This is a genomic window from Blastococcus sp. TF02A-26 (assembly GCF_003319125.1).
GTDB lineage: Bacteria > Actinomycetota > Actinomycetes > Mycobacteriales > Geodermatophilaceae > Trujillonella.
Genome location: NZ_QOHG01000004.1, coordinates 274,010 through 298,279, shown reverse-complemented (window position 1 = coordinate 298,279; position 24,270 = coordinate 274,010). Strand labels below are relative to the sequence as shown.

Genomic DNA, 24,270 nt, shown 5'->3' with positions numbered 1-24,270 from the left:
GACCGCCCTCGAGCCCCGCCGCACCGACCCCAGCGAGGTGATCGACCAGCCCGCCCTGCAGACGGCATAGTCAGCAACACCGCAGAGCAGCACGCGGACGAGCTACACCACCCCACGGGGCACGGCCCGCCGCAGGCAAGGAGGTCACGCGGGCGTTTGCCGACAAGCAGAAATCCAAGGCGCAGCGGTGGCTCGACGAGGTGACGACCAGCCAGGTGACCGGCACCTACGTCGACCCCAAGACCGCCCGGACGACCGTCGCCGACTGGTGCGAGACCTGGCTGGCCGGCTACGCCACGCGGCGCCCGCGGACGGTACGGCAGGCGCAGGTGCACGTCGCCCAGATCACCGCAGCGTTCGGCCCCATGCCGCTGTCGACGGTGCGGCCCTCGGCGGTGCGCTCGTGGACGGTGAAGCTCAAGGCCGATGGCCTGGCCGACAGCTACGTCTACGCGTTGCACTCTCGGCTGTCGCAGGTCATGAGCGACGCGGTCCACGATGGGCTACTGGCGCGGAACCCGTGCTCGCGACGCACCTCTCCGGGGGCTGGCAGTCAGCGACCCTACGTCGCCACGACCGAGCAGGTCTGGGCGCTGAACGACACGGTCCCCGACCACCTGCGCCCCGCCATCCTGCTCGGGGCGTTCGTCGGGCTGCGCACCGCCGAGGCGGTCGGACTGCGTGTCGAGGACGTCGACTTCATGCGGGGGATCGTGCGGCCGGTCCAGCAGGGCGACGGGGAGCCGCTCAAGACCGAGGCGTCCCGTACGCCGCTACCCATCCCGCAGGAGCTGGCGTTGGAGCTCTCGGCAGCCGTGGCCCGGTGGGGCGGCGACTACGTCGTCACCGACGGCACCGGCCGGCAGGCCTCGACGTGGGCCATCGAGCGGGCCATTCGCTCGGCGCGGCCCAAGATCGACGGGCTACCCGGGGCGTTCCGCTACCACGATCTGCGCCACTACTTGGCGTCGCTGCTCATCGGTAGCGGCCTCGACGTGAAGGTCGTCCAGCACCGGCTTCGGCACGGCAGCGCCAAGACAACGCTCGACACCTACGGGCACATGTGGCCCGACAGCGACGAGTCCGCACGGGCCGCCGTTGGTGCTGTGCTGGCGGCCCGTGGGGACTCGTTGGGGACTGGCAGTGCCTCCCAGCGATAAACATGCTGGTCAGCGCGTTGAAGAACTCAGATGTCGTAGTACATCGCGAACTCGTGCGGGTGCGGCCGCAGGCGGATCGGGTCGATCTCGTTGGCCCGCTTGTAGTCGATCCACGTCTCGATCAGGTCGGGGGTGAAGACACCGCCGTCGATCAGGTACTCGTGGTCGACCTCGAGGTTGTCGAGGACGGCGTCCAGCGACGCGGGCACCTTGTCGATGCCCAGGGCCTCCTCGGGCGGCAGCTCGTAGAGGTCCTTGTCCACCGGCGCCGGGGGCTCGATCTTGTTCTTGATGCCGTCGAGGCCGGCCATCAGCATCGCCGAGAAGGCGAGGTACGGGTTGGCCGACGGGTCGGGCACGCGGAACTCGATGCGCTTGGCCTTCGGGTTGTCACCCGAGATCGGGATGCGGCAGCAGGCCGACCGGTTGCGCGCCGAGTACACCAGGTTGATCGGCGCCTCGTAGCCCGGGACCAGGCGGTGGTAGCTGTTGACCGTCGGGTTGGTGAAGGCCAGCAGCGACGGGGCGTGGGCGAGCAGACCGCCGATGTAGTGGCGGGCGGTGTCGGACAGCCCCGCGTAGCCGGTCTCGGCGTGGAAGAGCGGCTCGCCGTCCTTCCAGAGGCTCTGGTGGCAGTGCATGCCGGAGCCGTTGTCGCCGAACAGCGGCTTGGGCATGAAGGTGGCGGACTTGCCGTGGGCCCAGGCGGTGTTCTTGATGATGTACTTGAACAGCATCAGGCTGTCGGCCGAGCGCAGCAGCGTGTCGAACTTGTAGTTGATCTCCGCCTGGCCGCCGGTGCCCACCTCGTGGTGACCCCGCTCGAGCTCCAGGCCGGCACGCGCCAGGTTGATCATCATGTCGGCGCGCAGGTCGCTCTGCTGGTCGTAGGGCTCGACCGGGAAGTAGCCGCCCTTCATCCGGGCCTTGTAGCCCAGGTTGGGGCCGACGCCGTTCTCGCCGGTCGGCGACCCGGTGTTCCAGGAGCCCTCGACCGAGTCGAGGTGGTAGTACCCCTCGTTGATGCTGGTGTTGTAGCGGACCGAGTCGAAGACGTAGAACTCCGCCTCGGGACCGAAGTACGCGGTGTCGGCGATGCCGCTGCTGGCCAGGTAGGCCTCGGCCTTCTTCGCCACGTTCCGCGGGTCGCGGCTGTAGGCCTCGCGCGTGATCGGGTCGTGGATGAAGAAGTTGACGTTGAGCGTCTTGTGCTTGCGGAACGGGTCCACGAAGGCGCTGTTGGCGTCGGGCAGCAGCAGCATGTCGGACTCGTTGATGGCCTGGAAGCCACGGATCGAGGAGCCGTCGAAGCCCAGACCCTCGGAGAACGTGTCCTCGCCGAACGTCGATGCGGGGATGGTGAAGTGCTGCATGACGCCGGGCAGGTCGCAGAAGCGCACGTCGACGAACTCGACGTCGTTGTCGCGGATGTAGGCGGCGACCTCGTCGGGACTGGTGAACATCGATCCTCCGGGGTGAGCGGACAGGGGGTTGAGCATCGCAGCGAGGAACGAGCGAGGAGCGGAGACCCCCGCGGAAGCGAACGTGGGACGGAGTGGGCGAACAGCCGGTGGCGAACCTACGAGCGAGGAGTTGCCCCGGAATGTCTCCTGTGTTTCGGACCGGTAACACCGGCTCCGGCGTGTCGGGCCGGAGCCCGGCGACCTCGACCGCGCGGTGCACAGGTCGAGGGGTCCTACGCTGGCGGTCATGGTCAGGGATGCCCAGCCACCTTCTCAGGAGCGCCGCCGCGGCGCCTCGCTGGGGTTGCCGCCGGACGGTCCGGGGTCCCTGGCCGGCTTCGGCTCCCGCGTCCAGGCGTACCTGGTGGACGCCGTCGCATCCGGGCTGGTCGCGCTGGCGTTCTTCGGTCCCGGTCGCGCCTACTGGTCGCTGCTGACCTTCGCCGCGATCACCGTCGTGTCACTGGTGCTGTTCGGGCAGACGCCGGGGATGCGCCTGCTGGGTCTGCGGCTGGCGCACCCGCGGCCGGGCGCGCAGCTGGCCTGGTGGCGGGCCGTCGTCCGCACCGCGCTGCTGTGCCTGCTGGTCCCGGCCCTGGTGGTGGACGCCGACGGCCGCGGTCTGCACGACCGGCTGACCGACACCGCCGTCGTCCGCGACAGGTAGGAGCGGGACCGGCGCTGGACGGGTGTGTGGGCACGGGAGAGCATGCCCGTCGTGCACCGATCCCGGTCCGCGGGCCCACTGGTCGCGGTCGCGACGCTCCTGGCGGCGTTGCCGCTGCTGTCCGCCTGCGGGGGCGAGGGGGAGGGCGACGGGACCGGTGGTCCGATGCCCTCTGTGGCCGAGTTCCCCCTCGGGGCCGACACCCCCGTGGCGCGGCGGTTCCCGCTGGTGCCGGCGCAGGGGATCCACGTCCAGCTCCTGCCCGCCCCGGCGACCCCGCCCGTGCCCGGCGGCCCGGAGCCGACGTCGCCGTCCGCGCCGACGACGGGAGCCGGTGCGGTGCCGACGTTCGAGCCCTCGGTCGCGTGGGCGGACGGCGGCCGCCACCTCGCGGTCGTGACCTACGGCAGCAGCAGCTGCCCCAGTGCCCCGTACGGCATCGACGTCGTCGCCGATCAGGAGATCGAGGTCCGGCTGGGCTCCCGGTTCTCCGACCGGGACGTCTGCACCGCGGACATGAGCGGGTTCGTGACCGTGGTGGAGCTGCCGTCCGGGGTGTCGCCGACGAAGCCACTGACGGCGCGGCTGGCCGGGCGCGAGGTGACGATCCCCGCTGCCGACGGGTGAGGGCCCGTCGGTGCCGGCCGTGCTACCGGCGGCGGACCTGGCGCTGGCTGACCGACATCTGCCGGCCGCCGGGGAGCGGGCCGCCGGGCACCGGCATCTTCGGGCCACCGAGCGCGCTCATGCGCCGGCCCAGGGCGTTGACCTCGGCCGGGCTGAGGTTGCGCGGCAGCTTCGCCATGTGGGTGTTGAGCTTCTTCAGCGGCACCTGGCCCTCGTCGTCGCCGACGGTGACGTCGTAGATCGGGGTGTCCCCGACGACGCGGGCGAGCTTCTTCTTCTCCTGCGCCAGCAGCGGGCGCACCCGCGACGGGACGCCCTCGGCGACCAGGATGATCCCGGGCCGGCCGAGCACCCGGTGCACGGCGTCGAGCTGGGTGGTCCCGGCGACCCCGGAGGTCACCCGCCAGTCACCGCGCATGCCCTCGAGCACCCAGGCGGCCGCGCCCGGCTGCCCCTCGACCTGGCGCATCGCCGATCCCTGAGCCCGCCGGCCGAACACGATCAGCGCGGCCAGGAGGCCGGCGACGATCGCGAAGGGCAACGTGAGGATCGGGGCGCTCAGCAGGATGCCGATCAGCTCGATGACGCCGAACACCACCACGAAGGCGATGAGCATGACCCACGGGAGCTTGCGGTCGTTCTTGTAGGTCAGCGAGTACGCCTGCTTCATCATGCGGGCGTTGTTGCGGAGCTTGGCCAGGCGGGCCTTCTTGGGCTGGCCGTCCTTGCCCAGCTTCGGCGGCTTGGCGGCCTTCGCGGGCTTGCCGGCCGACGCCCCCGAGGCGGTCGCGCCACGGCCACCCGCGCCGGGCGCCCGTCCGGCCTTGCCGGCGGGAGCGGAGGAGTCGGTGGGCTTGCTGCGTGCCATGAGCAGAGGATACGGCCGCGCGCCGCCATCCCCGGACGACGACGCCCCAGCTCACCCCTGCGGGGCGAGCCCTCGGGCCTCGACCGCCTGCTGGTAGAGCCGGCCGGCCCGGTAGGAGCTGCGGACCAGCGGCCCGGCCAGCACGCCCGGGAAGCCGATCCGCTCGGCCTCGGCCTGGAAGCCGACGAACTCGTCGGGCTTCACCCAGCGGACGACGGGGTGGTGCCGCGGCGAGGGGCGGAGGTACTGGGTGATCGTGAGCAGGTCGCATCCGGCGTCGTGCAGCGCCTGCATCGTCTCCACGACCTCGTGCGGCTCCTCGCCCATGCCCAGGATCAGGTTGGACTTGGTGACCAGGCCGGCCTCGCGGGCGGCGGTGATCACGGCCAGCGAGCGCTCGAAGCGGAAGCCGGGCCGGATGCGCTTGAAGATCCGCGGCACGGTCTCGACGTTGTGCGCCAGGACCTCCGGCCGGGAGGAGAAGACCTCGGCCAGCTGGCCTGCGTCGGCGTTGAAGTCCGGGATCAGCAGCTCGACGCCGCAGCCGGGGACGGCGGCGTGGATCTGGCGCACCGTCTCGGCGTACAGCCAGGCGCCGCCGTCGGGGAGGTCGTCCCGGGCCACCCCGGTCACCGTCGCGTAGCGCAGCTGCATCGAGGCGACGCTCTCGGCGACCCGGCGCGGCTCGTCGGCGTCGAAGTCCGCGGGCTTGCCGGTGTCGATCTGGCAGAAGTCGCAGCGCCGCGTGCACTGGTCACCGCCGATGAGGAAGGTGGCCTCGCGGTCCTCCCAGCACTCGTAGATGTTGGGACAGCCGGCCTCCTCGCACACCGTGTGCAGGCCCTCGCGGCGGACCAGCGACTTCAGCTCGGTGTACTCCGGCCCGGTCTTCAGCCGGGTCTTGATCCACTCCGGCTTGCGCTCGATCGGTACCTGGCTGTTGCGGACCTCGAGGCGCAGCAGCTTGCGGCCGGCGGGCTCGAGGGCGGATCCGGAGGACGTGGGGGCCGCCGTCTCGCTCATGACCTGCACGGTACGCCCGCGGACGCCACCGCCCCCGCTGCTCGCCGAGCAGCGGGGGCGGTGTGTGCGAGGTCTCGGGCGGTCAGGCCTGACCGGAGCCGGACGGCCCGGCGGTCGGGCCGGGGTCGTCGCTGCCGCCGCTGGTGAACGGCTCGGGGTTGTTCTTCGGGTCGACCGGGTCGGTCGGGCCGTCGGAGTCGACCGTCTGCGCGTCGCGGATGCCCATGTCGGACTCGGCGGGCGCGGAGTCGCCGGACTCCCAGGTGGCGCTGGAGACGGTCTTGCCGGCGTCGTCGCTGGGGGAGCTGGGCACGGGGTCCTCTCGGTAGCTGGGCACGGGCCCGTCACCGGTGGGGGCGGGGGTCCAGGTGTCGGCGTCGTTGCGGCGCCGGAGCACCGAGAAGGCCACGGCCCCGACGGCGAGGAACACCGCGAGCCACGGCCAGCGACGTGACGACTCCTCCGTACCCCGCTGCGCCTTCTTCGACGCCTTGACCGCGGCCTTGGTGGCCTTCGCCTTGGCGGCCTTCTTGGCGGCCTTGCGCTGTGCCTTCTTCGAGGCCTTCTTCGTGGTCCTGCCGGCGGCGCCGACCAGGTCGTCGCGCCGGGCCTCCAGCTCGCTCAGCGCGGTCTCGACGCCGGCGACCAGGGTGCCCCGGGCGTTCTCGAACGCCGGCCCCACGGCCTCGCGGGCGGCCACCACCTTCGGGAGGACGTCGTTCGCGATCGCCTTCTGCGCGGCCCGCTGGGCCGCCTCGACGCGCGGGGCGAGGTCGGCAGCGGCCTTGCTGGCCGCCGCGGTGGTGGCGGCGACGGCGGAGGTCAGCGCCGGGCCCGCGCCGGCCCGTGCTGCCTCGATCCGCGGATTGAGCGCCTCGACGGCGGCGGCCAGGCCCGCGTCGACCGCCTTCTGCGCGGCCTCCAGGCGGGGAGCCGCCGCGTCGAGGGCTGCCTCGACGCGCGGGGCCAGGGCCTTCTGCGCGGCCTCGACGCGGGGGGCGACGGCCTCGCGGGCCGAGGCGACGGCGGGGGCGGCGACGGCGACGGCCGCGGCGACCTTGGGGGCGACCGCGAGCTGAGCGGCGCCGAGCGCCGGGCCGGCGGCGTCACGGGCGGCCGCGATGCGCGGGCCCAGTTCGTCCGCGGCCGCACGACCGGCCTCGGTCATGGCCGTCTGGATGTGGCTGAGGCCCTCCTGGAGCTCGGCTGCGATGACCTGACCACGGGTCTTCTTGCGGAACACGGGATGTACCTCCACGTAGATCGTCTCGGCGGTCATCCTGCCCGGTCCGCGCGACGAGCACACCCCGGAGCACGACCGCCCCGGCGGCGATAGCGTCGTCGACGTGCAGCTCCGCATCTTCACCGAACCCCAGCAGGGCGCCACCTACGACGACATCCTCGCGGTGGCCCGCCGGACCGAGGAGACCGGCTTCGACGCCTTCTTCCGCTCGGACCACTACCTCGCGATGGGCGGCGACGGGCTGCCCGGCCCCACGGACGCCTGGCTGACGCTCGCCGGGCTGGCGCGGGAGACCAGCCGGATCCGGCTCGGCACGCTGATGACCGCGGCCACCTTCCGGCTGCCCGGCCCGCTGGCGATCTCGGTCGCGCAGGTCGACCAGATGAGCGGCGGCCGGGTCGAGCTGGGCATCGGCTCGGGCTGGTTCGAGGCCGAACACGACGCGTACGGCATCCCCTTCCCGGCCCTGGGGGAGCGCTTCGACCGGTACGAGGAGCAGCTCGCCGTCATCACGGGGCTGTGGGGGACGCCGTCGGGGGAGACGTTCGACTTCGACGGGGAGCACTACCGGATCAGTGGGTCGCCGGCGCTGCCCAAACCGGTGCAGGACGGCGGCATCCCGCTGCTGGTCGGCGGCAGCGGCGCCAAGCGCACGCCCCGCCTGGCCGCCCGGTACGCGCACGAGTTCAACGTGCCCTTCATGTCCGCGGCCGAGAACGCGCGGCTGTTCGCCGGGGTCCGGAGCGCCTGCGAGGAGGCCGGGCGGGACCCCTCCTCGATGACCTGCAGCTCGGCGCTGGTGCTGTGCGTGGGCCGGGACGAGGCCGAGCTCGCCCGTCGCGCCGCGGCGATCGGCCGGGAGGTTGACGAGCTGCGCGAGAACGGTGTCGCCGGCACGCCGGCCGAGGCGGTCGACACCCTCGGCCGCTACGCCGAGGCCGGGGCGACGCGCGTCTACCTCCAGGTGCTCGACCTGGCCGACCTCGACCACCTGGACCTCGTGGCCGCGGAGGTCGCCCCGCAGCTGTCCTGAGCGGAGTCGCTCGAGTGCGGCGACCGCGCTCGAGCGACTCCGATCGTCGTGGGGTCGCGTGCCGGGCCGGCGGTAGAGTGGCAGGCGTGACCGGGCGGCTCCTCCTCACCGGGCCGCGCTGACCCCACCTGCGAGGACAGCGCGGCGACCCCTCCTGTGCGAGGGGTCTTTCCATGTCCGCACCCGTTCGCGCGCGTCCCCACCCGAGACCGGAGCACCGACGATGAGCCAGACGGCCAGCAGCCAGAGCGGCGCTGCCAGCACCGAGCCGACCGGCAGCGGCCGGGTGGGCGGGGACACCCCTCGACACCGCTACACGCCGGCCCTGGCGCAGCAGATCGAGCTGGCCTGGCAGGACCGGTGGGAGGCCGAGGGGACGTTCCACACCCCGAACCCGACCGGCCGCCTGGCCGCGGGCTTCGAGCGGGTCGCGGACCGGCCGAAGTTCTTCGCGATGGACATGTTCCCCTATCCCTCGGGCGCGGGCCTGCACGTCGGCCACCCGCTGGGCTACCTGGGCACCGACGTCACCAGCCGGTTCCGCCGGATGGACGGCGACAACGTGCTGCACCCGATGGGGTACGACGCGTTCGGTCTGCCGGCCGAGCAGTACGCCGTCCAGACCGGACAGCACCCCCGGATCACCACCGAGCAGAACATCGCCGCCATCCGCGCCCAGCTGCGCCGGCTGGGCGTCGACCACGACGACCGCCGCAGCTTCGCCACGATCGACCCCGGCTACTACAAGTGGACCCAGTGGATCTTCCTGCAGATCTTCGGGTCGTGGTTCGACACCGACGCCGGGAAGGCTCGGCGGATCGAGGAGCTGGTCGCCGAGCTGGACGCCGGGACCCGCGAGCCCGCGCCGGGCACCAACCCGGGCGGCCGGCCGTGGGCCGAGCTGTCGCCGGCCGAGCGGACGACGGTCGTGGACGCCCACCGGCTGGCCTACCTGCACGAGGCGCCGGTGAACTGGTGCCCCGGCCTGGGCACCGTGCTGTCCAACGAGGAGGTGACCGCCGACGGACGCTCCGAGCGCGGCAACTTCCCGGTGTTCCGGCGGCCGCTGACCCAGTGGATGATGCGGATCACCGCCTACGCCGAGCGGCTGCTGGCCGACCTGGACCGGCTGAACTGGTCGGACTCGCTGAAGCAGATGCAGCGCAACTGGATCGGCCGCTCGACCGGCGCCCGGATCCGCTTCGCCGCCGGCAGCGAGACCATCGAGGTCTTCACCACCCGCCCGGACACGCTGTTCGGCGCCACCTACGTCGTCCTGGCGCCGGAGCACCCGCTGGTCGAGGCGCTGACCGCCGCCGCGTGGCCCGACGGCACCGACCCGCGGTGGACCGGCGGCGCGGCGACCCCGGCCGAGGCGGTGCGGGAGTACCAGCGGCAGGCCTCACGGCGCTCGGAGCTGGACCGGCAGAACGAGGCGCGGGAGAAGACCGGCGTCTGGCTGGGCGTCTCCGCCGTCAACCCGGTCAACGGCCGGGAGCTGCCGGTCTTCATCGCCGACTACGTCCTGACCGGCTACGGCACCGGCGCGATCATGGCCGTGCCCGCCGAGGACGCCCGTGACTGGGACTTCGCCGAGGCGTTCGGCCTGCCGCACGTGCGCACCGTGCAGCCGCCCGCGGACTGGGACGGCGGGGCGTGGACCGGCGCCGGCCAGATGATCAACTCGTCCAACGACGAGATCTCGCTGGACGGGCTGGACAAGGCCTCTGCGATCGCGCGGATCACCGAGTGGCTGGTCGCGAAGGGCTCCGGCGAGGCGACGACCACCTACAAGCTGCGCGACTGGCTGTTCAGCCGGCAGCGCTACTGGGGCGAGCCGTTCCCGATCGTCTACGGCGAGGACGGTGCTCCGCGCGCGGTGCCGGAGTCGATGCTGCCGGTGCTGCTGCCCGAGGTCGACGACTACTCGCCGAAGACGTTCTCCGACGACGACGCCGACTCCTCTCCCGAGCCGCCGCTGTCGCGCGCCACGGAGTGGACGACGGTCACCCTCGACCTGGGCGACGGGCCGAAGCCCTACCGCCGCGAGACCAACACGATGCCCAACTGGGCCGGCTCGTGCTGGTACTACCTGCGCTACCTGGACCCGGGCGACGACACGCAGATGGTCGACCCGGAGCTGGAGCGCTACTGGATGGGGCCGCGCGGCGAGGGCGACGTCGGCGGCGTCGACCTGTACGTCGGCGGTGTCGAGCACGCCGTCCTGCACCTGCTGTACGCCCGGTTCTGGCACAAGGTGCTGTTCGACCTGGGGTACGTCTCCAGCGAGGAGCCCTTCCGCCGGTTGGTCAACCAGGGCTACATCACCGCCTACGCCTACACCGACGAGCGGGGCTTCTACGTGCCCGCCGCGGAGGTGGAGGAGCGTGAGGGTGCGTTCCTGTTCGAGGGCGCGCCCGTCGACCGCCAGCACGGCAAGATGGGCAAGAGCCTCAAGAACGTGGTGACGCCGGACGAGATGATCGCCGCCTACGGCGCCGACACCTTCCGGGTCTACGAGATGTCGACCGGGCCGCTGGACCAGTCCCGGCCGTGGGAGACCAAGGCCGTCGTCGGCTCGCAGCGGCTGCTGCAGCGGATCTGGCGCGTCGTCGTCGACGAGGAGACCGGCGCGGTCCGGGTCGCCGACGACGTGGAGCCCGCCGAGGAGACGCTGCGCGCGCTGCACAGGGCGATCGCGGGCGTCCGCGACGGCATGGAGACCCTGCGGTTCAACATCGCCATCGCCCGGATCACGGAGCTGACCAACGCGCTGACCCAGGCCTACGGGGCCGACCAGCGGGTGCCGCGGTCGGTGGCCGAGCCGCTGGTGCTGCTGGTGGCGCCGCTGGCTCCGCACCTGGCCGACGAGCTGTGGTCGCGGCTGGGCCACGACGGGTCCTCGGCCTGGACGCCGTTCCCGGTGGCCGACGAGCGCTGGCTGGTCGAGGACACCGTCGAGGTCGCCGTCCAGGTCAACGGCAAGGTCCGCGCGCAGGTCAGCGTGCCCGCCGACGCGGACGCCGCAGCACTGGAGGCCGCCGCCCGCGCCGACGAGAGGATCGCCGCGCAGCTGGCGGGGAAGACCGTCCGCCGCGTGGTCGCCGTCCCGGGCCGGCTGGTCAACTTCGTCCTCGGGTGATGCGGAGTCGCTCGGGAGCGGAAACCGTTACCGAGCGACTCCGCTCACGCGGTAGGACGAGGGGATGACCTCCCTCCAGCTGCTCGACGTCGACCCCGACGACGACGCCTTCGCCGGCTGGTGCGCGGTGTGGACCACCGCCGAACTCGCCGCACGGCCCGCCGACCCGCCCCGGCCGCCCGCCGAGCACGTGGCCCTGGGCCGGCAGCTGGTCGGGCCGGGCGGGTCCCGTGACGGTGTCCACCGGGCGGGGGTGGTGGACGGTGAGGTGGTCGGGGCGCTGCGTCTGCTGTTCCCCCTGCTGGACAACACCTCGGTGGCGATCGTCGACCTCGCCGTCCACCCCGCCGCGCGGCGCCTGGCGGTCGGGACCGCGCTGCTCGCCGACGCGCTGCGGCTGGCCGCGGTGGCCGGCCGCACCGAGCTGATGGCCGAGGTCGACGAGCCGGTACCGGACTCGGCGGGGCGGTTGTTCGCTCAGCGGCACGGGTGGACGTGCGACCTGCTGGAGACCCGCCGCGACCTCCGGCTGCCCCCGGACGAGGCGCGACTGGCCGCCGTCGAGGAGGAGGCACGGGCGGCCGCGCGCGGGTACGAGGTGGTCACCTGGCGCGACCACGTGCCCGAGCACCTCGTCGACGACCGCGCCGTGCTGGAGGAGCGGATGAGCACCGACGCGCCGCACGGGGACATCCCGATGGGCGCCGAGCGGTGGGACGCCGACCGGGTGCGCGAGCACGAGGCGGCGTCGGTGGCGCGCGGGCGGACGGTGTTCTCGGCCGGGGCGACGCTCGGCGGGCGCCTGGTCGCCTACACCGATCTCCAGGTGCCCCTGGCCGATCCGCGCCGGGCTTCCCAGGCGGGCACCCTCGTGCTCCGCGAGCACCGCGGCCATCGGTTGGGCGCCTTGGTGAAGGCGGCGGTGCTCCGGGAGCTGGCGCCGGCGTTCCCCCAGGTGGAGCTGATCAGCACCTACAACCTCGAGGGCAACGAGCCGATGGTCGCGGTCAACCGTGCGCTCGGGTTCCGGCCCGCCGGGCAGCTGTCGATGTGGGGGTTCCGCACGAGCGGAGCGCCCGGATGACGGTTCCCGCGCTCGAGCGACTCCGCTCAGGCGGGGCGGATGCGGATCAGCTCGTGGCGGTCCCCGGGACGCCGCAGCAGCCGGTGCACCAGCCGTGAGGTGACGTGGCCGAGGGTGAACCTCAGCCCGTAGGCCCGGCGTAGCGCGGCGAGGGCCTGCGGCCACTGGTCGTGCGGCACGAACTCCGCGGTCGCCTCGACCGCCGGGCCGCGGACCCGACCGTGCACGTCGCAGGGGGCGACGGTGACCCGGGACGTGTGGTGCAGCCGCTTCGAGGAGGACCCCGTCCTCCTCAGCCCTCGCAGGCTCGGGCCGAGCCTCTGGACGGGGCCGCGCCGCTCAGGTCGGGACGGCGGCGCCGGACCGGCGGAAGGTGGTGAGGCTGACGTAGGTGCTGACCGGGAGCGGCGCGCCCATCAGGCGGTGGCGGGCTGCAGCGCGAGCACGCGGCGCATCGCCGCCTCGACCGCGTCGATCGCCTGGACCACGGTCACGTCGCGGCCGAGCTCCGCCGTCAGCGACGTGGCCCCGGCGTCGGGGATGCCGCACGGCACCATGTTCGAGAAGGCGGCCATGTCGGGGTCGCAGTTGAGCGCGAAGCCGTGCATGGTCACGCCTCGGGCGACGCGCACGCCGATGGCCGCGACCTTGCGGTCGGGGCCGCGCTCGTCGGCGGTCACCCACACGCCGCTGCGCCCCTCGACCCGCTGGGTGGGCAGGCCGAAGCCGGCGCACACCTCGATGAGCGCCTCTTCGAGCCGGCGGACGTGCGCGACGACGTCCACCGGGTCGGGCAGCGCGACGATCGGGTACCCGACCAGCTGGCCGGGGCCGTGCCAGGTGATCTTGCCGCCGCGGTCGACGTCGATGACCGGGGTGCCGTCGAAGGGCCGCTCGTGCGGCTCCGTGCGCCGGCCGGCGGTGTACACCGGCGGGTGCTCCAGCAGCAGCATGGTGTCGGGCCCGGTGCCCGCGACCCGGGCGGCGTGCAGCTCGCGCTGTCGCGCCCAGGCCTCCTCGTAGTCGACGAGCCCGGCCCGGATCACCCGCAGATCGCTCACGCCGATCAGCGTAGGCGGCGCGGCGCGATCGGCGTCTCCACCGCCGTCCCGTCCGGGCCGCGCTCCACCCGGTAGGCGTGCCTGCCCGGACGGTCCGCGACCGCCTCGACCAGCTCGGTGCCGCGGTAGACCAGCCCGACCCCGTCGTCCGTGGCGTGACCCGGCGGCAGCGTGCCGTCGGCGACCAGCCGCTGGTACAGCGGCCGGCGCTGCGCCTCGGAGTCGTAGTGGACGCTGTTGGACGCCGGGATCAGCGCCAGCCCGTCCGTCACCGGGCGCAGGTCGGGGCCGAAGGAGTCGGTGTTGCCGCCGACGTGCCAGCACAGCGACCCGGCCGACACCCCGCCGAGGACGACGCCGGCCTCCCACACCTCGCGGAGGACCTCGTCCAGGCCGTGCACCCGCCACACGGCGAGCAGGTTGGCCACGCTGCCCCCGCCGACCCAGACGACGTCCTGGGCCAGCAGGTGCGCCCGCACGTCGGGCACCGTCGGCATCGGGAAGAGGCTGAGGTGGCTGACCCGGACGTCGCTCCCGGCGAAGGCGCCGTAGACGCCGGCCAGCCGTGCCGGGTCGTCGCCGGTCGCGGTCCCCAGGTAGCAGAGGCGGGGGCGGGCGGGTGCGCCCGCGAGCTCGACGGCGAGGTCGAAGACCGGCCCCGGCGCCCAGTCGCCGGGCCCGCGGCCGCGGGAGTCGAAGCCGATGCTGGTGGCGAGGATCGTCGGTGCGGAGGCGGGCACGCTCAGCGCTCCTTCGGCCGGAGGGCGCGCAGCACGGCGCGGGCGGCCCGCGCTCCGCTGGCCATGGCGCCCTGGATGGACGGGGTGTCGCGGTGGTCGCCGCACACGAAGACGCCGCCGCCGAGGTCGACCGGACGGCGCAGCTGCAGCGGCGGCAGCGTGGCCGGCTGGGCATGGGTCACCGTGACGGAAGTCAGGTGCTCCAGTTCCGTCGTCCCCACGTCGTGCAGTCGGGCGATCTCGTCGCGCACCTCTGCCTCCGTCGTGGGTCCGAGCGAGGAGCTGGCGACCAGCGCCCGGCCGTCGGGGGAGTAGGCCGGCTGCGCGTCGGTGAGGACGACGCTGTTGACCAGCCGACCGCCCGGCGTCCCGAGCACGATCAGCGGGTCCTCCCAGGGGGAGGCCGGGAGGACGTGCAGGTGCGTGGTGACCCGGCGCGGTGCGGCCGCTTCCACGCCGGGGAGCAGGGTGGCGGCGGTGTCCGGATCGCTGGCGACGACGACGGCGTCCGCGCGGACCGGGCCGGAGGCGGTGGTCACCGAGCCGTCCGTCACCGAGCTCACCCTCAGGTCGAGGTGGAGCCTCTGGGCGTCGAGCCGGGCCGCGAGCTGCTCGCCGACGGCCTGCATGCCGTGGCGCGGGAGCCCGATCCGGCCACGAGCGAAGCTGCGCCACAGCAGGTCGAGGTACCGGCTCGAGGTGGTCAGCTCCGACTCCAGCAGCACCCCGGCGAGGAACGGGCGGAAGAACCGCTCCAGGGCCTCGTCGCCGACGCCCGCCGCGCGCAGCCGCTGCTCCGCCGTCGTCTCCGGCGTCCGCAGCAACCGCTCGAGCGGGAGGTAGCCGGCCCGGGCGGAGTAGGCCGCGATGGCCGTCTTCGCCGGCAGCGACCCGATCGGCGCGCGCAGCGTCCCCAGGGCGGTCGCCGGGTGGCGGCGGGGGTCGACGAGGCGGGCGGCGCGGCCCTCGTGCCGGAGCACGGCCCCCGGCCAGAACCAGCCCATCTCCAGCGCCGGGACGTCGAGGTCGGCCGCCACCCGGGGGTAGCCGGTGTTGAGCACCTGGAAGCCGCGGTCGACGACGAAGCCGTCCACCCGCTCGGTGGCCAGACGTCCGCCGGCGTGCCCGCTCGCCTCGACCACGTGGACGTCGAGACCGGCCTCGGCCAGCCGCACGGCCGCGGAGAGCCCCGCCAGGCCGGCACCGACGACGACGACCTCGGCGCGTGCGGGGAGAGCCACGCAGCGAACCTACGTCCCGGCGGAACCGGCCACCCGGGTGGGCGATTGCCCGCCAGCGGTGCGCCGCGGGACAGTCCGGGCCGGTCCCGACTCCGGGGAGGCGACCATGGGTTCCGAGGACTGGTCCTACGAGGAGCACGACTGGCTGCCCGAGGCCGCGACGATCACCTTCGTCCGGGGGCTCACCCAGCGTGAGATCGGGGACCTCCTGCGCGTCGACTGGGAAACCGAGCGCCGGCTCACCTTCGACGAGGCCGAGGAGACCCAGGACCACCGTCGCGACGCCCACCCCGTGCAGATGGCGGAGCGGGACGACTGGGTCGTCGTCGTCGAACCCAACGGCTACTTCAGCACGCAGATCGAGATCGTCGAGGAGTTGTCGCGCAACGGCGAGGCGGTCTCCGTCTTCCGGAACGTCAACGCGGTCATGAACTTCGTCGTCGCTCGCGACGGCGTGATGGTCCGTGCCTTCGACCCGCTGCTCTTCGACGACGAGGAGGGTGACCCTCTCCCGGAGGAGGAGGGGCTGCCGTTGGGGTCCGAGGACGCCGACCCGCACGCGCTGGCTCTCGAACTGGCCCGGCGGCTGACCGGCGTGCCGATCGACCGCTCCTGGCTCCTCGGGACCCCGCGCTCCACCTGGCTCACCGCCGGCCCGCCCGAGCGCGACGACGCGGACGGGCCGCCGCGGCCGGTGCTCCGCATCCGGCGGCCGGCGGACGACGGCGGTCGACTGCGGGCGATCGCCATCGAGCTGAACCGGGTGGAGTGGACCCGGGTGCGCCGGGGCGAGTGCACTGACCTCACGCTCCTCCCCGACTCGCACCAGGCGGTCGTGGCGCGCCTGGGCCGGTCGGTGAGCGAGCCCGTCGACGTCCACGGCGTGGCGGGCGAGGTCGTGGAGCTCCTGGTCCGGCGCACGCCGGAGGGTGTGGCGTTGCAGCGGCTGTAACGAGTCGCGGCCTGTGGACGGCCGGAGCGGGCGACGCCCCGGTCGCCCTACGGTGCCGCGCGTGCCCGAGCAGGACGTCGACACCACCCCTTCGATGCCGGTCGTGCCCGGCTACCGGCTGGAGGAGCTGCTCGGCCGCGGTGGATCGGGGGAGGTGTGGCGGGCGGTGCCGCGCGGCGGCGGCGAGCCGGTGGCGGTCAAGGTGCTCGTGACCGGCGACCCCGAACGACAGGCGCGGGAGGCCCGGTTGCTCGGGGAGCTCGACCACCCGCACCTGGTCCGGCTGATCGAGGTCGTGCACCAGCCACGCCGGGGCGGCCGCGCGCGGGTCGCGCTCGTGCTGGAGCTGCTGGCCGGCGGCAGCCTCGCGGCCCTCCTGGCCCGCCGCGGACGGCTGCGCCCGGGCGAGGTGGTCACCGCCGTCTCCCCGGTCGCCGCCGCGCTCGCGCAGGCCCACGCGGCCGGGATCGTCCACGGCGACCTGTCCCCGGGCAACATCGTCTTCACCGCCGAGGGCCGCCCGGTGCTCACCGACCTGGGGGTCGCGCGGGTCGTGGGGGAGGAGGCGGCGGGGGAGGTGACCCCGGCCTACGTCGACCCCACGGTGGCCCGCGGTGGTGCGACCGGTCCGGCGTCCGACGTGTTCGGGGTCGCCGCGGCCGCCTTCCACGCCCTGACCGGCGTCGCGCCCTGGAACGCGGCGACGCCGGCCGACACCCTGGCCGTCGCCGCGGCCGGGGAACTGCCCGACCTCGACCTGCTCGCCCCCCAGGCGCCGCCCGCTCTCCGGGACGTGATCTCCCGGGGACTGGCCGCCGATCCCTCCGACCGGCCCACCGCGGCGGAGTTCGCGCTGGACCTCCGGCACGCCTGCCGGCCGGAGCCGGTGCGGCTGCCCGTGGCGGGGGTCCCCGACGCCCAGCTGGGCGCCACCGGCCGCGGCCCGCGCACCGAGCTGACCCACCAGGTGGCCCGACGGGACCCGGCGGGGACCCCGCGGCCGAGCCGGCGCCGCGCCCCGCGGGTCCCGGCCGGTCGCTGGACGCAGGTGGCCACGGTGCTGGTCGCCGGGGCGGCCGTCGCCGGCGTGGCGGCCGGGCTGGGCGGTGTGTGGGCGGCTTCGGCCGACGGGCCGCGCCCCGCCGCGGCGGCGACGACGACCCCGGCGCCCCAGCCGCCCGCGGCGCAGGAGCCCGACTGGCTCGCGGTCGTGGCGGAGCTGTACGCCCGCCGTGCCGACGCCTTCGCCCGGGCGGACCCGGCCGGCCTGGACGCGGTGTACCCCTCCGGCAGTCCGCTGCGCGCCGCGGACGCCGACGCGGTGGCGGCCCTGGCCGAGGCGGGGCAGCGGGTGGTCGGCTTCGCGCCCCGCGTCGAGGGACCCGTCTCCGTCGTGGTCGACGGCGACCGGGTGCGGCTCGAGGCCCGCGACGGGTGGGAGGGCTACGCCGTCGTGGCCGCCGACGACCCGGACGGGCCGGCGCTGTCCCGCGCGCCGGGTCGGGCGACCGGGCCGGTCGTCCTCGACCTGGTCCGTGAGGCGGACGGCTGGCGGATCGCCGCCGCCGTCCACCCCACCTGAGCGGTGCGGCTCAGTCCTTGCCGAGGGCCGAGCGCAGGGCCGAGGCCACGTCGGGGTGGGTCCACGAGAACCCGGCGGCCTCCAGCGCGGCGGGGACGGCGCGCTGCCCGGCGAGGACCCCGACCGGAGCGAACTCGCCCAGCACCGCCCGCAGCGCGACGCCGGGCACCGGGAGCGCCGCCGGACGCCGCAGCACCTGTGCCAGGGCGCGGGTGAACTCGGCGTTCGTGACCGGGGCCGGGCCGGTGAGGTTCACCGGGCCGGAGACCGGGGCGGTGAGCAGGAAGCGGATCGCGTCGACCTCGTCGGTCAGGCTGATCCACGGCCAGTACTGCTCGCCGGAGCCGAGCCGGCCGCCGAGACCGAGCCGGAACAGCGGCGCCATCCGCTTCAGCAGCCCGCCCCGCCCCAGCACCAGACCGGTGCGCAGCCGGACCACCCGGACCCCGGCCTGTGCCGCCGGCGTGGTCGCCGTCTCCCACTGCTCGCAGACGTGGGCGAGGAAGTCCGTGCCCGCCGGGGCGTTCTCGCGCACCACGCGGTCGCCGGTGTCGCCGTACCAGCCGGTCGCCGACGCCGAGAGCAGCACGCGCTCCCGCCCGGGGTCGGCGTCGGCCGCCGCGGCCAGCGCCGTGCTCACCGTCGTCGTGGCGTCGACCCGGCTGCGCAGGATCTCCTGCTTGCGCTTCTCGCTCCACCGCTTGTCACCGACACCGGTGCCGGCGAGGTTGACCACCGCGTCGACGTCGGCGAGCAGCGCCGGGTCGATCCGGCGGTGCTGCGGGTCCCAGCGGTGCTCGTCGGCGGTGCGCGGGGTGCGACGGACCAACCGCAGCACCTCGTGCCCGTCCTCGACGAGTGCGGGGACCAGCCGCGAGCCGATGAGCCCGGACGAGCCGGTGACGGCGATCTTCACGGAACCTCCTCCGGGGGAGCGGACAGAGCAGAGGGGCCCCGGCGTCCGCCGGGGCCCCTCCGGGTCGCCTCAGAGGCCGAGGTCGCCCTCGAACTGGCCGGCCTCGAGCCGCTCCCGCACCGCGGTGAGGAAGCGGGCGGCGTCGGCGCCGTCGACGATGCGGTGGTCGTAGGTCAGCGCCAGGTAGACCATCGAGCGGATCGCGATCACCTCGCCGAGGTCGGGGTCGGTGACCACGACGGGACGCTTCACCACCGAGCCGGTGCCGAGGATGGCGACCTGCGGCTGGTTGATGATCGGGGTGTCGAACAGCGCCCCGCGGCTGCCGGTGTTGGTCAGCGTGAAGGTGCCGCCGCCGAGCTCGTCGGGGCTGACCTTGTTGTTCCGGGTCCGCTCCGCCAGGTCGGCGATGTTGCGGGCCAGCCCGCCGATGCTCAGGTCACCGGCGCCGTGGATCACCGGCACCAGCAGCCCGCGGTCGGTGTCCACCGCGATGCCGAGGTTCTCGGAGTCGTGGTAGGTGACCGTCCCGGCCTCCATGTCCACCGACGAGTTGACCGACGGGTAGGACTTGAGCGCCTCGACCGCAGCCTTCGCGAAGAACGGCAGGAACGACAGCTTCACGCCCTCGCGCGCCTCGAAGTCCCGCTTCGCCCGATTGCGCAGGGTCGCGATCCGGGTGACGTCGGCCTCGACCACCGTGGTCAGCTGGGCGCTGATCGCCAGCGACTCGACCATCCGCTGCGCGATGACCTTGCGCAGCCGCGGCATCTTCTCGGTGCGGCCACGCAGCGAGGTGTCGGGCTGGGCGGCCGGCGACGGCGTGGTCGACCGGGCGGCCGGAGCCGACGACGCCGCGGGGGCCGGAGCCGGTGCCGCGGCCGGCGCGGACTGCTGGGCCGCCGCGAGGACGTCCTGCTTGCGGATCCGGCCGCCGACACCGGTGCCCTTCACCGTGGACAGGTCCACGCCCTGGTCGGCGGCGAGCCGGCGCACCAGGGGGGTGACGTACTGCCCGGCGTCGTTGGCCGAGGAGGCAGGCGCCGAGGCCGCCGGTGCCCGGGGAGCGACCGCCTGCGCCGGGGCGGGCGCGTCGGTGGGCGACGTCGAGGGCAGCGATCCGCTGGAGCCGTAGTCGCCACCGGGGGTCTCCGACGCGGGCTTGGCCGTCGGGGTCTCCTCCTTCGGCTCCGGCGCGACCTGCTGCGGAGCGGCCTGCTCGGGCGCAGCCTGCTGGGGAGCGGCCTGCTGCTGCGGCTGGGCCGGGGCCTGGTCGCCTCCGGAGGAGGCGCTGCCGATCACGGCCAGCTCGGCGCCGACCTCGACGGTCTCGTCCTCCTGGACCGCGATGGACAGCAGCGTGCCGGCGACCGGGGAGGGGATCTCGGTGTCGACCTTGTCGGTGGAGACCTCGAGCAGCGGCTCGTCCGCGGCGACCTCGTCACCGACGGCCTTGAGCCAGCGGGTCACGGTGCCCTCGGTGACGCTCTCGCCGAGCGCCGGCATGGTCACCGGGGTCCCCTGACCACCGCCGCCACCACCCTGACCACCGTCGCCGGAGGGCGCCGGCGCCTCGGCCGCGGGCTGGTCGGCGTCGGTCGCCGGGTCGGCGTCCTGGACCTGCTGGTCAGGGCTCTGCGGGGTGGTGTCGGCGTCCTCGGCCGAGGCCGGGGGAGCGCCCGCGGAGTCGCCGCCGCCGTCGCCGTCCCCACCGATGACCGCGAGCTCCGCGCCGACCTCGACCGTCTCGTCCTCGGCGACGAGGATCTTGGTCAGCACGCCGGCCGCGGGCGAGGGGATCTCGGTGTCGACCTTGTCGGTCGAGACCTCCAGGAGGGGCTCGTCGGCCTCGACCTGGTCACCTTCCTGCTTGAGCCATCGAGTGACCGTGCCCTCGGTGACGCTCTCGCCCAGGGCGGGCATGGTGACGGAGGTCGGCATCGGTGCGGGGCTCCTTCTGTGGGGCGCTGGTGGGGGTGGGAGAGGTCAGCCGTGCACGTGCAGCGGCTTGCCGGCCAGCGCCAGGTGCGCCTCGCCGAGGGCCTCGCTCTGGGTCGGGTGCGGGTGGATGAGGCTGGCGACGTCGTCGGCCTCGGCCTCCCAGTTGTAGATGAGCTGCGCCTCGGCGATGAGCTCGCCGACCCGGCTGCCGACCATGTGGATGCCGACGACGGGGCCGTCGGGGGCCTGGATCAGCTTGACCGCGCCCGCCGTCTTGAGGATCTGGCTGCGGCCGTTGCCGGCGAGGTCGTAGGTCAGCGTGGTGACGTCGCCGTAGCGCTCCTTGGCCTGCGCCTCGGTGAGGCCGACCGAGGCCACCTCGGGGTCGGAGTAGGTGATCCGGGGGACGCCGGCGTAGTCGATCGGCGCGGGCTCGAGGCCGGCGACCCGCTCGGCGACGAGGATGCCCTCGCCGAAGCCGACGTGGGCCAGCTGCAGGGTCGGGATGAGGTCGCCGACGGCGGAGATGGTCGGCACGCTGGTGCGGCAGTACTCGTCGACGAGCACGTAGCCGCGCTCCATCTCGACCCCGGCCTCCTCGTAGCCGAGGCCCTGGCTGACCGGCCCGCGGCCGACGGCGACGAGCAGCAGCTCGGCCTCGATCTCCTTGCCGTTCTCCAGCGAGACCTTGACGCCGTTCTCGGTGGTCTGGACTCCGGAGAACCGGCTGCCCAGCTCGAAGTTGATCTTCCGGCGGCGGAACGCCCGCTCGAGCAGCTTGGAGGAGGACTCGTCCTCCAGCGGGACGAGGTGGGGCAGCGCCTCGACGATCGTGACGTCGACGCCGAAGGACTTCCAGGCGCTGGCGAACTCGCAGCCGATGACGCCGCCGCCCAGGATGATCGCGGACGTCGGGACCCGGTCCAGGTTCAGCGCGTGGTCGCTGGTGATGACCTTGGTGCCGTCGATCTCCAGTCCCGGCAGCGAGCGGGCGTAGGAGCCCGTGGCCAGCAGGACGTGCTTGCCCTCGTAGCTCTGGCCGTCCACCTCGACCGTGGTGGGGGAGGTGAGCCGCCCCTCGCCCTCGACGTAGGTGATCTTGCGGGCCTTCACCAGACCCTGCAGACCCTTGTAGAGCTTGGAGATGACGCCGTTCTTGTAGGCGTTGACGCCGTCCATGTCGATGCCGGCCAGCGACGTCTTGACGCCGAACTGCTCGCCCTCGCGGGCCAGGTCGGCGACCTCGCCGGCGTGCAGCAGGGCCTTGGTCGGGATGCAGCCGCGGTGCAGGCAGGTGCCGCCGACCTTGTCCTTCTCGATGAGGACGACGTTCAGACCGAGCTCGGACGCCCGGAAGGCGGCGGCATAGCCACCCGAGCCACCGCCGAGGATGACCAGGTCGGCGGGGGAGGTGGGTGCGCTCACGAGTGGCTCCTCGAGTTACTGCGGCCCCCGTGTCGCTCGGACGGGGGATGGTCAGGTCCATCCTGCCACCCCGGGAACGGTGTGGCCGGGCACCCCGTTGGTGTCCTCGGGCGTGGTCGGACACAGTTCCGACACGCCGACCGGAGCTGGACGGAGGCGGCGCGATGGGGCTGTTCGGCCGACGGGGCTCGAAGGGCAGGGCGGGCGGGGACCGGCGCGGGACCCTGGACCGCGCCTCGGTGCGCGAGGACCTGGGCCACCTCGAGCAGTTCGTGGCCAGCCGCCGCGGCGTGGAGGGCTACGTGGAGCCCCGCACCGCCGTCACCGAGACGACGATCCTGCTGGTCGCCGCGGACGGTGAGTGGACCCGCCGGCGCATCGACGGGCCCGACGTCGCCCGCAAGCTGTCCCGCGACCTGGGCATCCCCGTCTACGACGCCCAGGTCACCGGCTACCCCCAACGGATGCGCGACTGGTCGGCTCGGCAGAAGACCAACCGGCTGGACTGACCGAGGCATGGGAAGCGATCCCCACCTCCTGCTCAACGCAGACGTGGGGATCGCTTCCCATGCCTCAGGCGATCGCGTCCTCGATGGTCGCCAGGAGCGTCCGGACCGGGACGCCGGTGCCGCCCTTGGGCGTGTAACCCCACGGGCCGCCGGTGTTGTAGCTCGGCCCGGCGATGTCGATGTGCGCCCACGGAAGCCCGGCCGGCACGAACTCCCCGAGGAAGTGCGCCGCGACGAGCATCCCGCCCATCCGGTCGGCGTTGGCGTTGACCATGTCGGCGACGGGCGAGTCCAGCCCCTTGCGCAGCTCCGCCGGCATCGGCATGGCCCACATCGGCTCGCCGCTGCGCCGGCTGGCGGCCACCACGGCGTCGCGCAGCGAGTCGGTGCCCATGACGCCGGCGGTGCGGCTGCCCAGCGCCACGAGTTGCGCGCCGGTCAGCGTCGAGGTCTCGACCAGCAGGTCGGGGGAGTCCTCGGCGGCGCGCACGATCGCGTCGGCCAGGATCAGCCGGCCCTCGGCGTCGGTGTTGGTGATCTCCACCTTCTTGCCGTTGCGGAAGGTGAGGACGTCGGCCGGGCGGTAGGCGGTGCCGCTGGGCAGGTTCTCGGCCATCGGCACCGTCGCGGTCAGCTCGACCGGCAGCCCCAGCTCGGCGACCAGGCAGACGGTGGCGATCACGGCGGCGGCGCCGGCCATGTCGCTGGTCATGTGGTGCATGTTCGCGGCCGGCTTGATCGACAGGCCGCCGCTGTCGAAGGTGATGCCCTTGCCGACGAGGGCGACCTTCTTCCTGGCCTTCTTGCCCCGGTAGGTCAGGCGCAGCAGGCGGGGGCCACGGCTGGAGCCGGCCCCGACGGCCAGGATGCCGCCGTACCCGCCGGAGGCCAGGGCCTCCTCGTCGAGGACCTCGACCGACAGTCCGGCCCGCTTGCCCGCGGCGGCCCCGCGAGCGGCGAGCTCGGCCGGGTACAGGTCGTTGGGCGGGGTGTTCACCAGGTCGCGGGCCAGCTCGATCGCGGCGGCGACCGCGCGCACGCGTGCCAGCGGGGCCTTGGCGTCGCCGGCGTCGGGGACGACGACGGTGTACTCGCCCGGCGGCGTCGGCCGGTCGGCGGGCAGGTCGGAGCGGTAGGCGGTGAACTCGTAGGCACCGAGCAGCGCGCCCTCGCCCACGGCGTGCAGCCGCTCGGCGTCCGGCGCCCCGCCCACGGCGGCCAGCAGGGAGACGACCGAACGGCGGCCGGTCAGCGCACGGCTGGCGGCGCCGGCGGCACGGCGGACGGCCTCGGCGGCGTAGCGGCCGTCGGCGTCGGGGGCGCCCAGGCCGACCGCGGCGACCACCGGGAACGGCGCCTGGCCGAGAGTGGCCACGCGGGTGACCTCGTCCTCGCCGCCGCGGGCCCCCAGGTCGGTGAGCGCGGGGAGCAGCCGGCCACCGAGCAGCCGGTCCACCGCCTCGGCGCCGGGCGTGGCGAGCAGCCCGGCGGGGCCGCGGCCCACACCGACGACGACGGCGTCGCCGGGGACCTTCTCGAGGGGGCGGTCGGTGGCGGAGATCGTCGGCGGCACGCACGAGAGCTTATGCGGGT

General features: G+C 74.1%; 21 protein-coding genes. 9 read left to right on the top strand and 12 right to left on the bottom strand.

All coding sequences use genetic code 11. The features are described 5' to 3' along the window. Positions 1–200 precede the first annotated feature (200 nt). On the top strand, positions 201–1,160 hold the full coding sequence (gene xerC / locus DQ240_RS06800) for a tyrosine recombinase XerC (protein ID WP_233498552.1): 960 nt from the start codon (positions 201–203) through the stop codon (positions 1,158–1,160). Positions 1,161–1,186: 26 nt separating this feature from the next. On the opposite strand, the gene glnA is transcribed toward xerC, so the two are convergent. After that, positions 1,187–2,623 carry a type I glutamate--ammonia ligase gene (gene glnA, locus DQ240_RS06795; RefSeq protein ID WP_113838831.1) on the bottom strand — a complete coding sequence of 479 codons (1,437 nt, stop codon included), beginning with the start codon at positions 2,621–2,623 and terminating at the stop codon, positions 1,187–1,189. Positions 2,624–2,870: 247 nt separating this feature from the next. Here glnA and DQ240_RS06790 point away from each other — a divergent pair, with 247 nt between their 5' ends. Further along, positions 2,871–3,290 (top strand): RDD family protein, encoded by a 420-nt coding sequence (locus tag DQ240_RS06790; RefSeq protein ID WP_113838830.1) that lies wholly within the window; start codon positions 2,871–2,873, stop codon positions 3,288–3,290. Between the two features lie 174 nt (positions 3,291–3,464). After that, entirely contained in the window at positions 3,465–3,917 is a 453-nt protein-coding gene (locus DQ240_RS06785) for a hypothetical protein (protein ID WP_147261946.1), read from the top strand. 22 nt (positions 3,918–3,939) lie between these two features. Here the strand turns inward: DQ240_RS06785 and DQ240_RS06780 are convergent, their stop codons facing one another. From DQ240_RS06780 to DQ240_RS06770, 3 genes are all read right to left on the bottom strand, one after another. Further along, the gene (locus DQ240_RS06780) at positions 3,940–4,785 is read right to left on the bottom strand and encodes a DUF4191 domain-containing protein (RefSeq protein WP_113838828.1); all 846 of its coding nucleotides are present in this window, start codon (positions 4,783–4,785) and stop codon (positions 3,940–3,942) included. Between the two features lie 51 nt (positions 4,786–4,836). Next, complete coding sequence (lipA, locus tag DQ240_RS06775; RefSeq protein WP_113838884.1) at positions 4,837–5,808, bottom strand: lipoyl synthase; 972 nt, start codon at positions 5,806–5,808, stop codon at positions 4,837–4,839. Positions 5,809–5,890: 82 nt separating this feature from the next. After that, positions 5,891–7,087, bottom strand: a complete 1,197-nt coding sequence (locus DQ240_RS06770) for a hypothetical protein (protein WP_113838827.1) — start codon at positions 7,085–7,087, stop codon at positions 5,891–5,893. 67 nt (positions 7,088–7,154) lie between these two features. Here DQ240_RS06770 and DQ240_RS06765 point away from each other — a divergent pair, with 67 nt between their 5' ends. The 3 genes from DQ240_RS06765 to DQ240_RS06755 all read left to right on the top strand — a co-directional run bounded on the left by DQ240_RS06765 (position 7,155) and on the right by DQ240_RS06755 (position 12,310). Next, positions 7,155–8,084 carry an LLM class F420-dependent oxidoreductase gene (locus tag DQ240_RS06765; RefSeq protein WP_113838826.1) on the top strand — a complete coding sequence of 310 codons (930 nt, stop codon included), beginning with the start codon at positions 7,155–7,157 and terminating at the stop codon, positions 8,082–8,084. Between the two features lie 223 nt (positions 8,085–8,307). Beyond that, positions 8,308–11,226, top strand: coding sequence for a leucine--tRNA ligase (gene leuS / locus DQ240_RS06760; protein ID WP_113838825.1), 2,919 nt, complete (start codon positions 8,308–8,310; stop codon positions 11,224–11,226). Between the two features lie 64 nt (positions 11,227–11,290). Next, positions 11,291–12,310, top strand: coding sequence for a GNAT family N-acetyltransferase (locus DQ240_RS06755; protein WP_113838824.1), 1,020 nt, complete (start codon positions 11,291–11,293; stop codon positions 12,308–12,310). Between the two features lie 26 nt (positions 12,311–12,336). Here DQ240_RS06755 and DQ240_RS06750 read toward each other — a convergent pair whose 3' ends face one another. The 4 genes from DQ240_RS06750 to DQ240_RS06735 all read right to left on the bottom strand — a co-directional run bounded on the left by DQ240_RS06750 (position 12,337) and on the right by DQ240_RS06735 (position 15,352). After that, positions 12,337–12,537 (bottom strand): hypothetical protein, encoded by a 201-nt coding sequence (locus DQ240_RS06750; protein WP_113838823.1) that lies wholly within the window; start codon positions 12,535–12,537, stop codon positions 12,337–12,339. A gap of 189 nt (positions 12,538–12,726) precedes the next feature. Further along, on the bottom strand, positions 12,727–13,371 hold the full coding sequence (lipB, locus tag DQ240_RS06745) for a lipoyl(octanoyl) transferase LipB (protein WP_113838822.1): 645 nt from the start codon (positions 13,369–13,371) through the stop codon (positions 12,727–12,729). 5 nt (positions 13,372–13,376) lie between these two features. Then, the gene (locus tag DQ240_RS06740) at positions 13,377–14,111 is read right to left on the bottom strand and encodes a peptidase E (protein WP_113838821.1); all 735 of its coding nucleotides are present in this window, start codon (positions 14,109–14,111) and stop codon (positions 13,377–13,379) included. Between the two features lie 2 nt (positions 14,112–14,113). Beyond that, positions 14,114–15,352 (bottom strand): NAD(P)/FAD-dependent oxidoreductase, encoded by a 1,239-nt coding sequence (locus DQ240_RS06735; protein WP_113838820.1) that lies wholly within the window; start codon positions 15,350–15,352, stop codon positions 14,114–14,116. 106 nt (positions 15,353–15,458) lie between these two features. Here DQ240_RS06735 and DQ240_RS06730 point away from each other — a divergent pair, with 106 nt between their 5' ends. Continuing rightward, positions 15,459–16,304: a DUF6461 domain-containing protein gene (locus DQ240_RS06730; protein ID WP_113838819.1), complete on the top strand. Its 846-nt coding sequence runs from the start codon at positions 15,459–15,461 to the stop codon at positions 16,302–16,304. 61 nt (positions 16,305–16,365) lie between these two features. After that, the gene (locus DQ240_RS06725; RefSeq protein WP_233498551.1) at positions 16,366–17,886 is read left to right on the top strand and encodes a serine/threonine-protein kinase; all 1,521 of its coding nucleotides are present in this window, start codon (positions 16,366–16,368) and stop codon (positions 17,884–17,886) included. 10 nt (positions 17,887–17,896) lie between these two features. On the opposite strand, the gene DQ240_RS06720 is transcribed toward DQ240_RS06725, so the two are convergent. The 3 genes from DQ240_RS06720 to lpdA all read right to left on the bottom strand — a co-directional run bounded on the left by DQ240_RS06720 (position 17,897) and on the right by lpdA (position 22,168). After that, the gene (locus DQ240_RS06720; RefSeq protein ID WP_113838818.1) at positions 17,897–18,802 is read right to left on the bottom strand and encodes a TIGR01777 family oxidoreductase; all 906 of its coding nucleotides are present in this window, start codon (positions 18,800–18,802) and stop codon (positions 17,897–17,899) included. 69 nt (positions 18,803–18,871) lie between these two features. Further along, complete coding sequence (gene sucB, locus DQ240_RS06715) at positions 18,872–20,743, bottom strand: 2-oxoglutarate dehydrogenase, E2 component, dihydrolipoamide succinyltransferase (protein ID WP_113838817.1); 1,872 nt, start codon at positions 20,741–20,743, stop codon at positions 18,872–18,874. A 45-nt stretch (positions 20,744–20,788) separates the two neighbouring features. Next, the gene (gene lpdA / locus DQ240_RS06710; RefSeq protein ID WP_113838816.1) at positions 20,789–22,168 is read right to left on the bottom strand and encodes a dihydrolipoyl dehydrogenase; all 1,380 of its coding nucleotides are present in this window, start codon (positions 22,166–22,168) and stop codon (positions 20,789–20,791) included. A gap of 164 nt (positions 22,169–22,332) precedes the next feature. Between lpdA and DQ240_RS06705 the strand changes: the two genes are divergently transcribed. Then, on the top strand, positions 22,333–22,677 hold the full coding sequence (locus tag DQ240_RS06705) for an oxidoreductase (RefSeq protein ID WP_199589125.1): 345 nt from the start codon (positions 22,333–22,335) through the stop codon (positions 22,675–22,677). 64 nt (positions 22,678–22,741) lie between these two features. Here DQ240_RS06705 and DQ240_RS06700 read toward each other — a convergent pair whose 3' ends face one another. Then, positions 22,742–24,250: a leucyl aminopeptidase gene (locus DQ240_RS06700; protein WP_199589123.1), complete on the bottom strand. Its 1,509-nt coding sequence runs from the start codon at positions 24,248–24,250 to the stop codon at positions 22,742–22,744. Positions 24,251–24,270 lie beyond the last annotated feature (20 nt).

Bases quoted from the DNA above. Each gene is read 5' to 3' on its own strand.
- lipA (WP_113838884.1), bottom strand. From the start codon at position 5,808: ATGAGCGAGACGGCGGCCCCCACGTCCTCCGGATCCGCCCTCGAGCCC.
- DQ240_RS06755 (WP_113838824.1), top strand. From the start codon at position 11,291: ATGACCTCCCTCCAGCTGCTCGACGTCGACCCCGACGACGACGCCTTC.
- DQ240_RS06790 (WP_113838830.1), top strand. From the start codon at position 2,871: ATGGTCAGGGATGCCCAGCCACCTTCTCAGGAGCGCCGCCGCGGCGCC.
- DQ240_RS06705 (WP_199589125.1), top strand. From the start codon at position 22,333: ATGGGGCTGTTCGGCCGACGGGGCTCGAAGGGCAGGGCGGGCGGGGAC.
- DQ240_RS06770 (WP_113838827.1), bottom strand. From the start codon at position 7,087: ATGACCGCCGAGACGATCTACGTGGAGGTACATCCCGTGTTCCGCAAG.
- glnA (WP_113838831.1), bottom strand. From the start codon at position 2,623: ATGTTCACCAGTCCCGACGAGGTCGCCGCCTACATCCGCGACAACGAC.
- sucB (WP_113838817.1), bottom strand. From the start codon at position 20,743: ATGCCGACCTCCGTCACCATGCCCGCCCTGGGCGAGAGCGTCACCGAG.
- leuS (WP_113838825.1), top strand. From the start codon at position 8,308: ATGAGCCAGACGGCCAGCAGCCAGAGCGGCGCTGCCAGCACCGAGCCG.
- DQ240_RS06780 (WP_113838828.1), bottom strand. From the start codon at position 4,785: ATGGCACGCAGCAAGCCCACCGACTCCTCCGCTCCCGCCGGCAAGGCC.
- DQ240_RS06730 (WP_113838819.1), top strand. From the start codon at position 15,459: ATGGGTTCCGAGGACTGGTCCTACGAGGAGCACGACTGGCTGCCCGAG.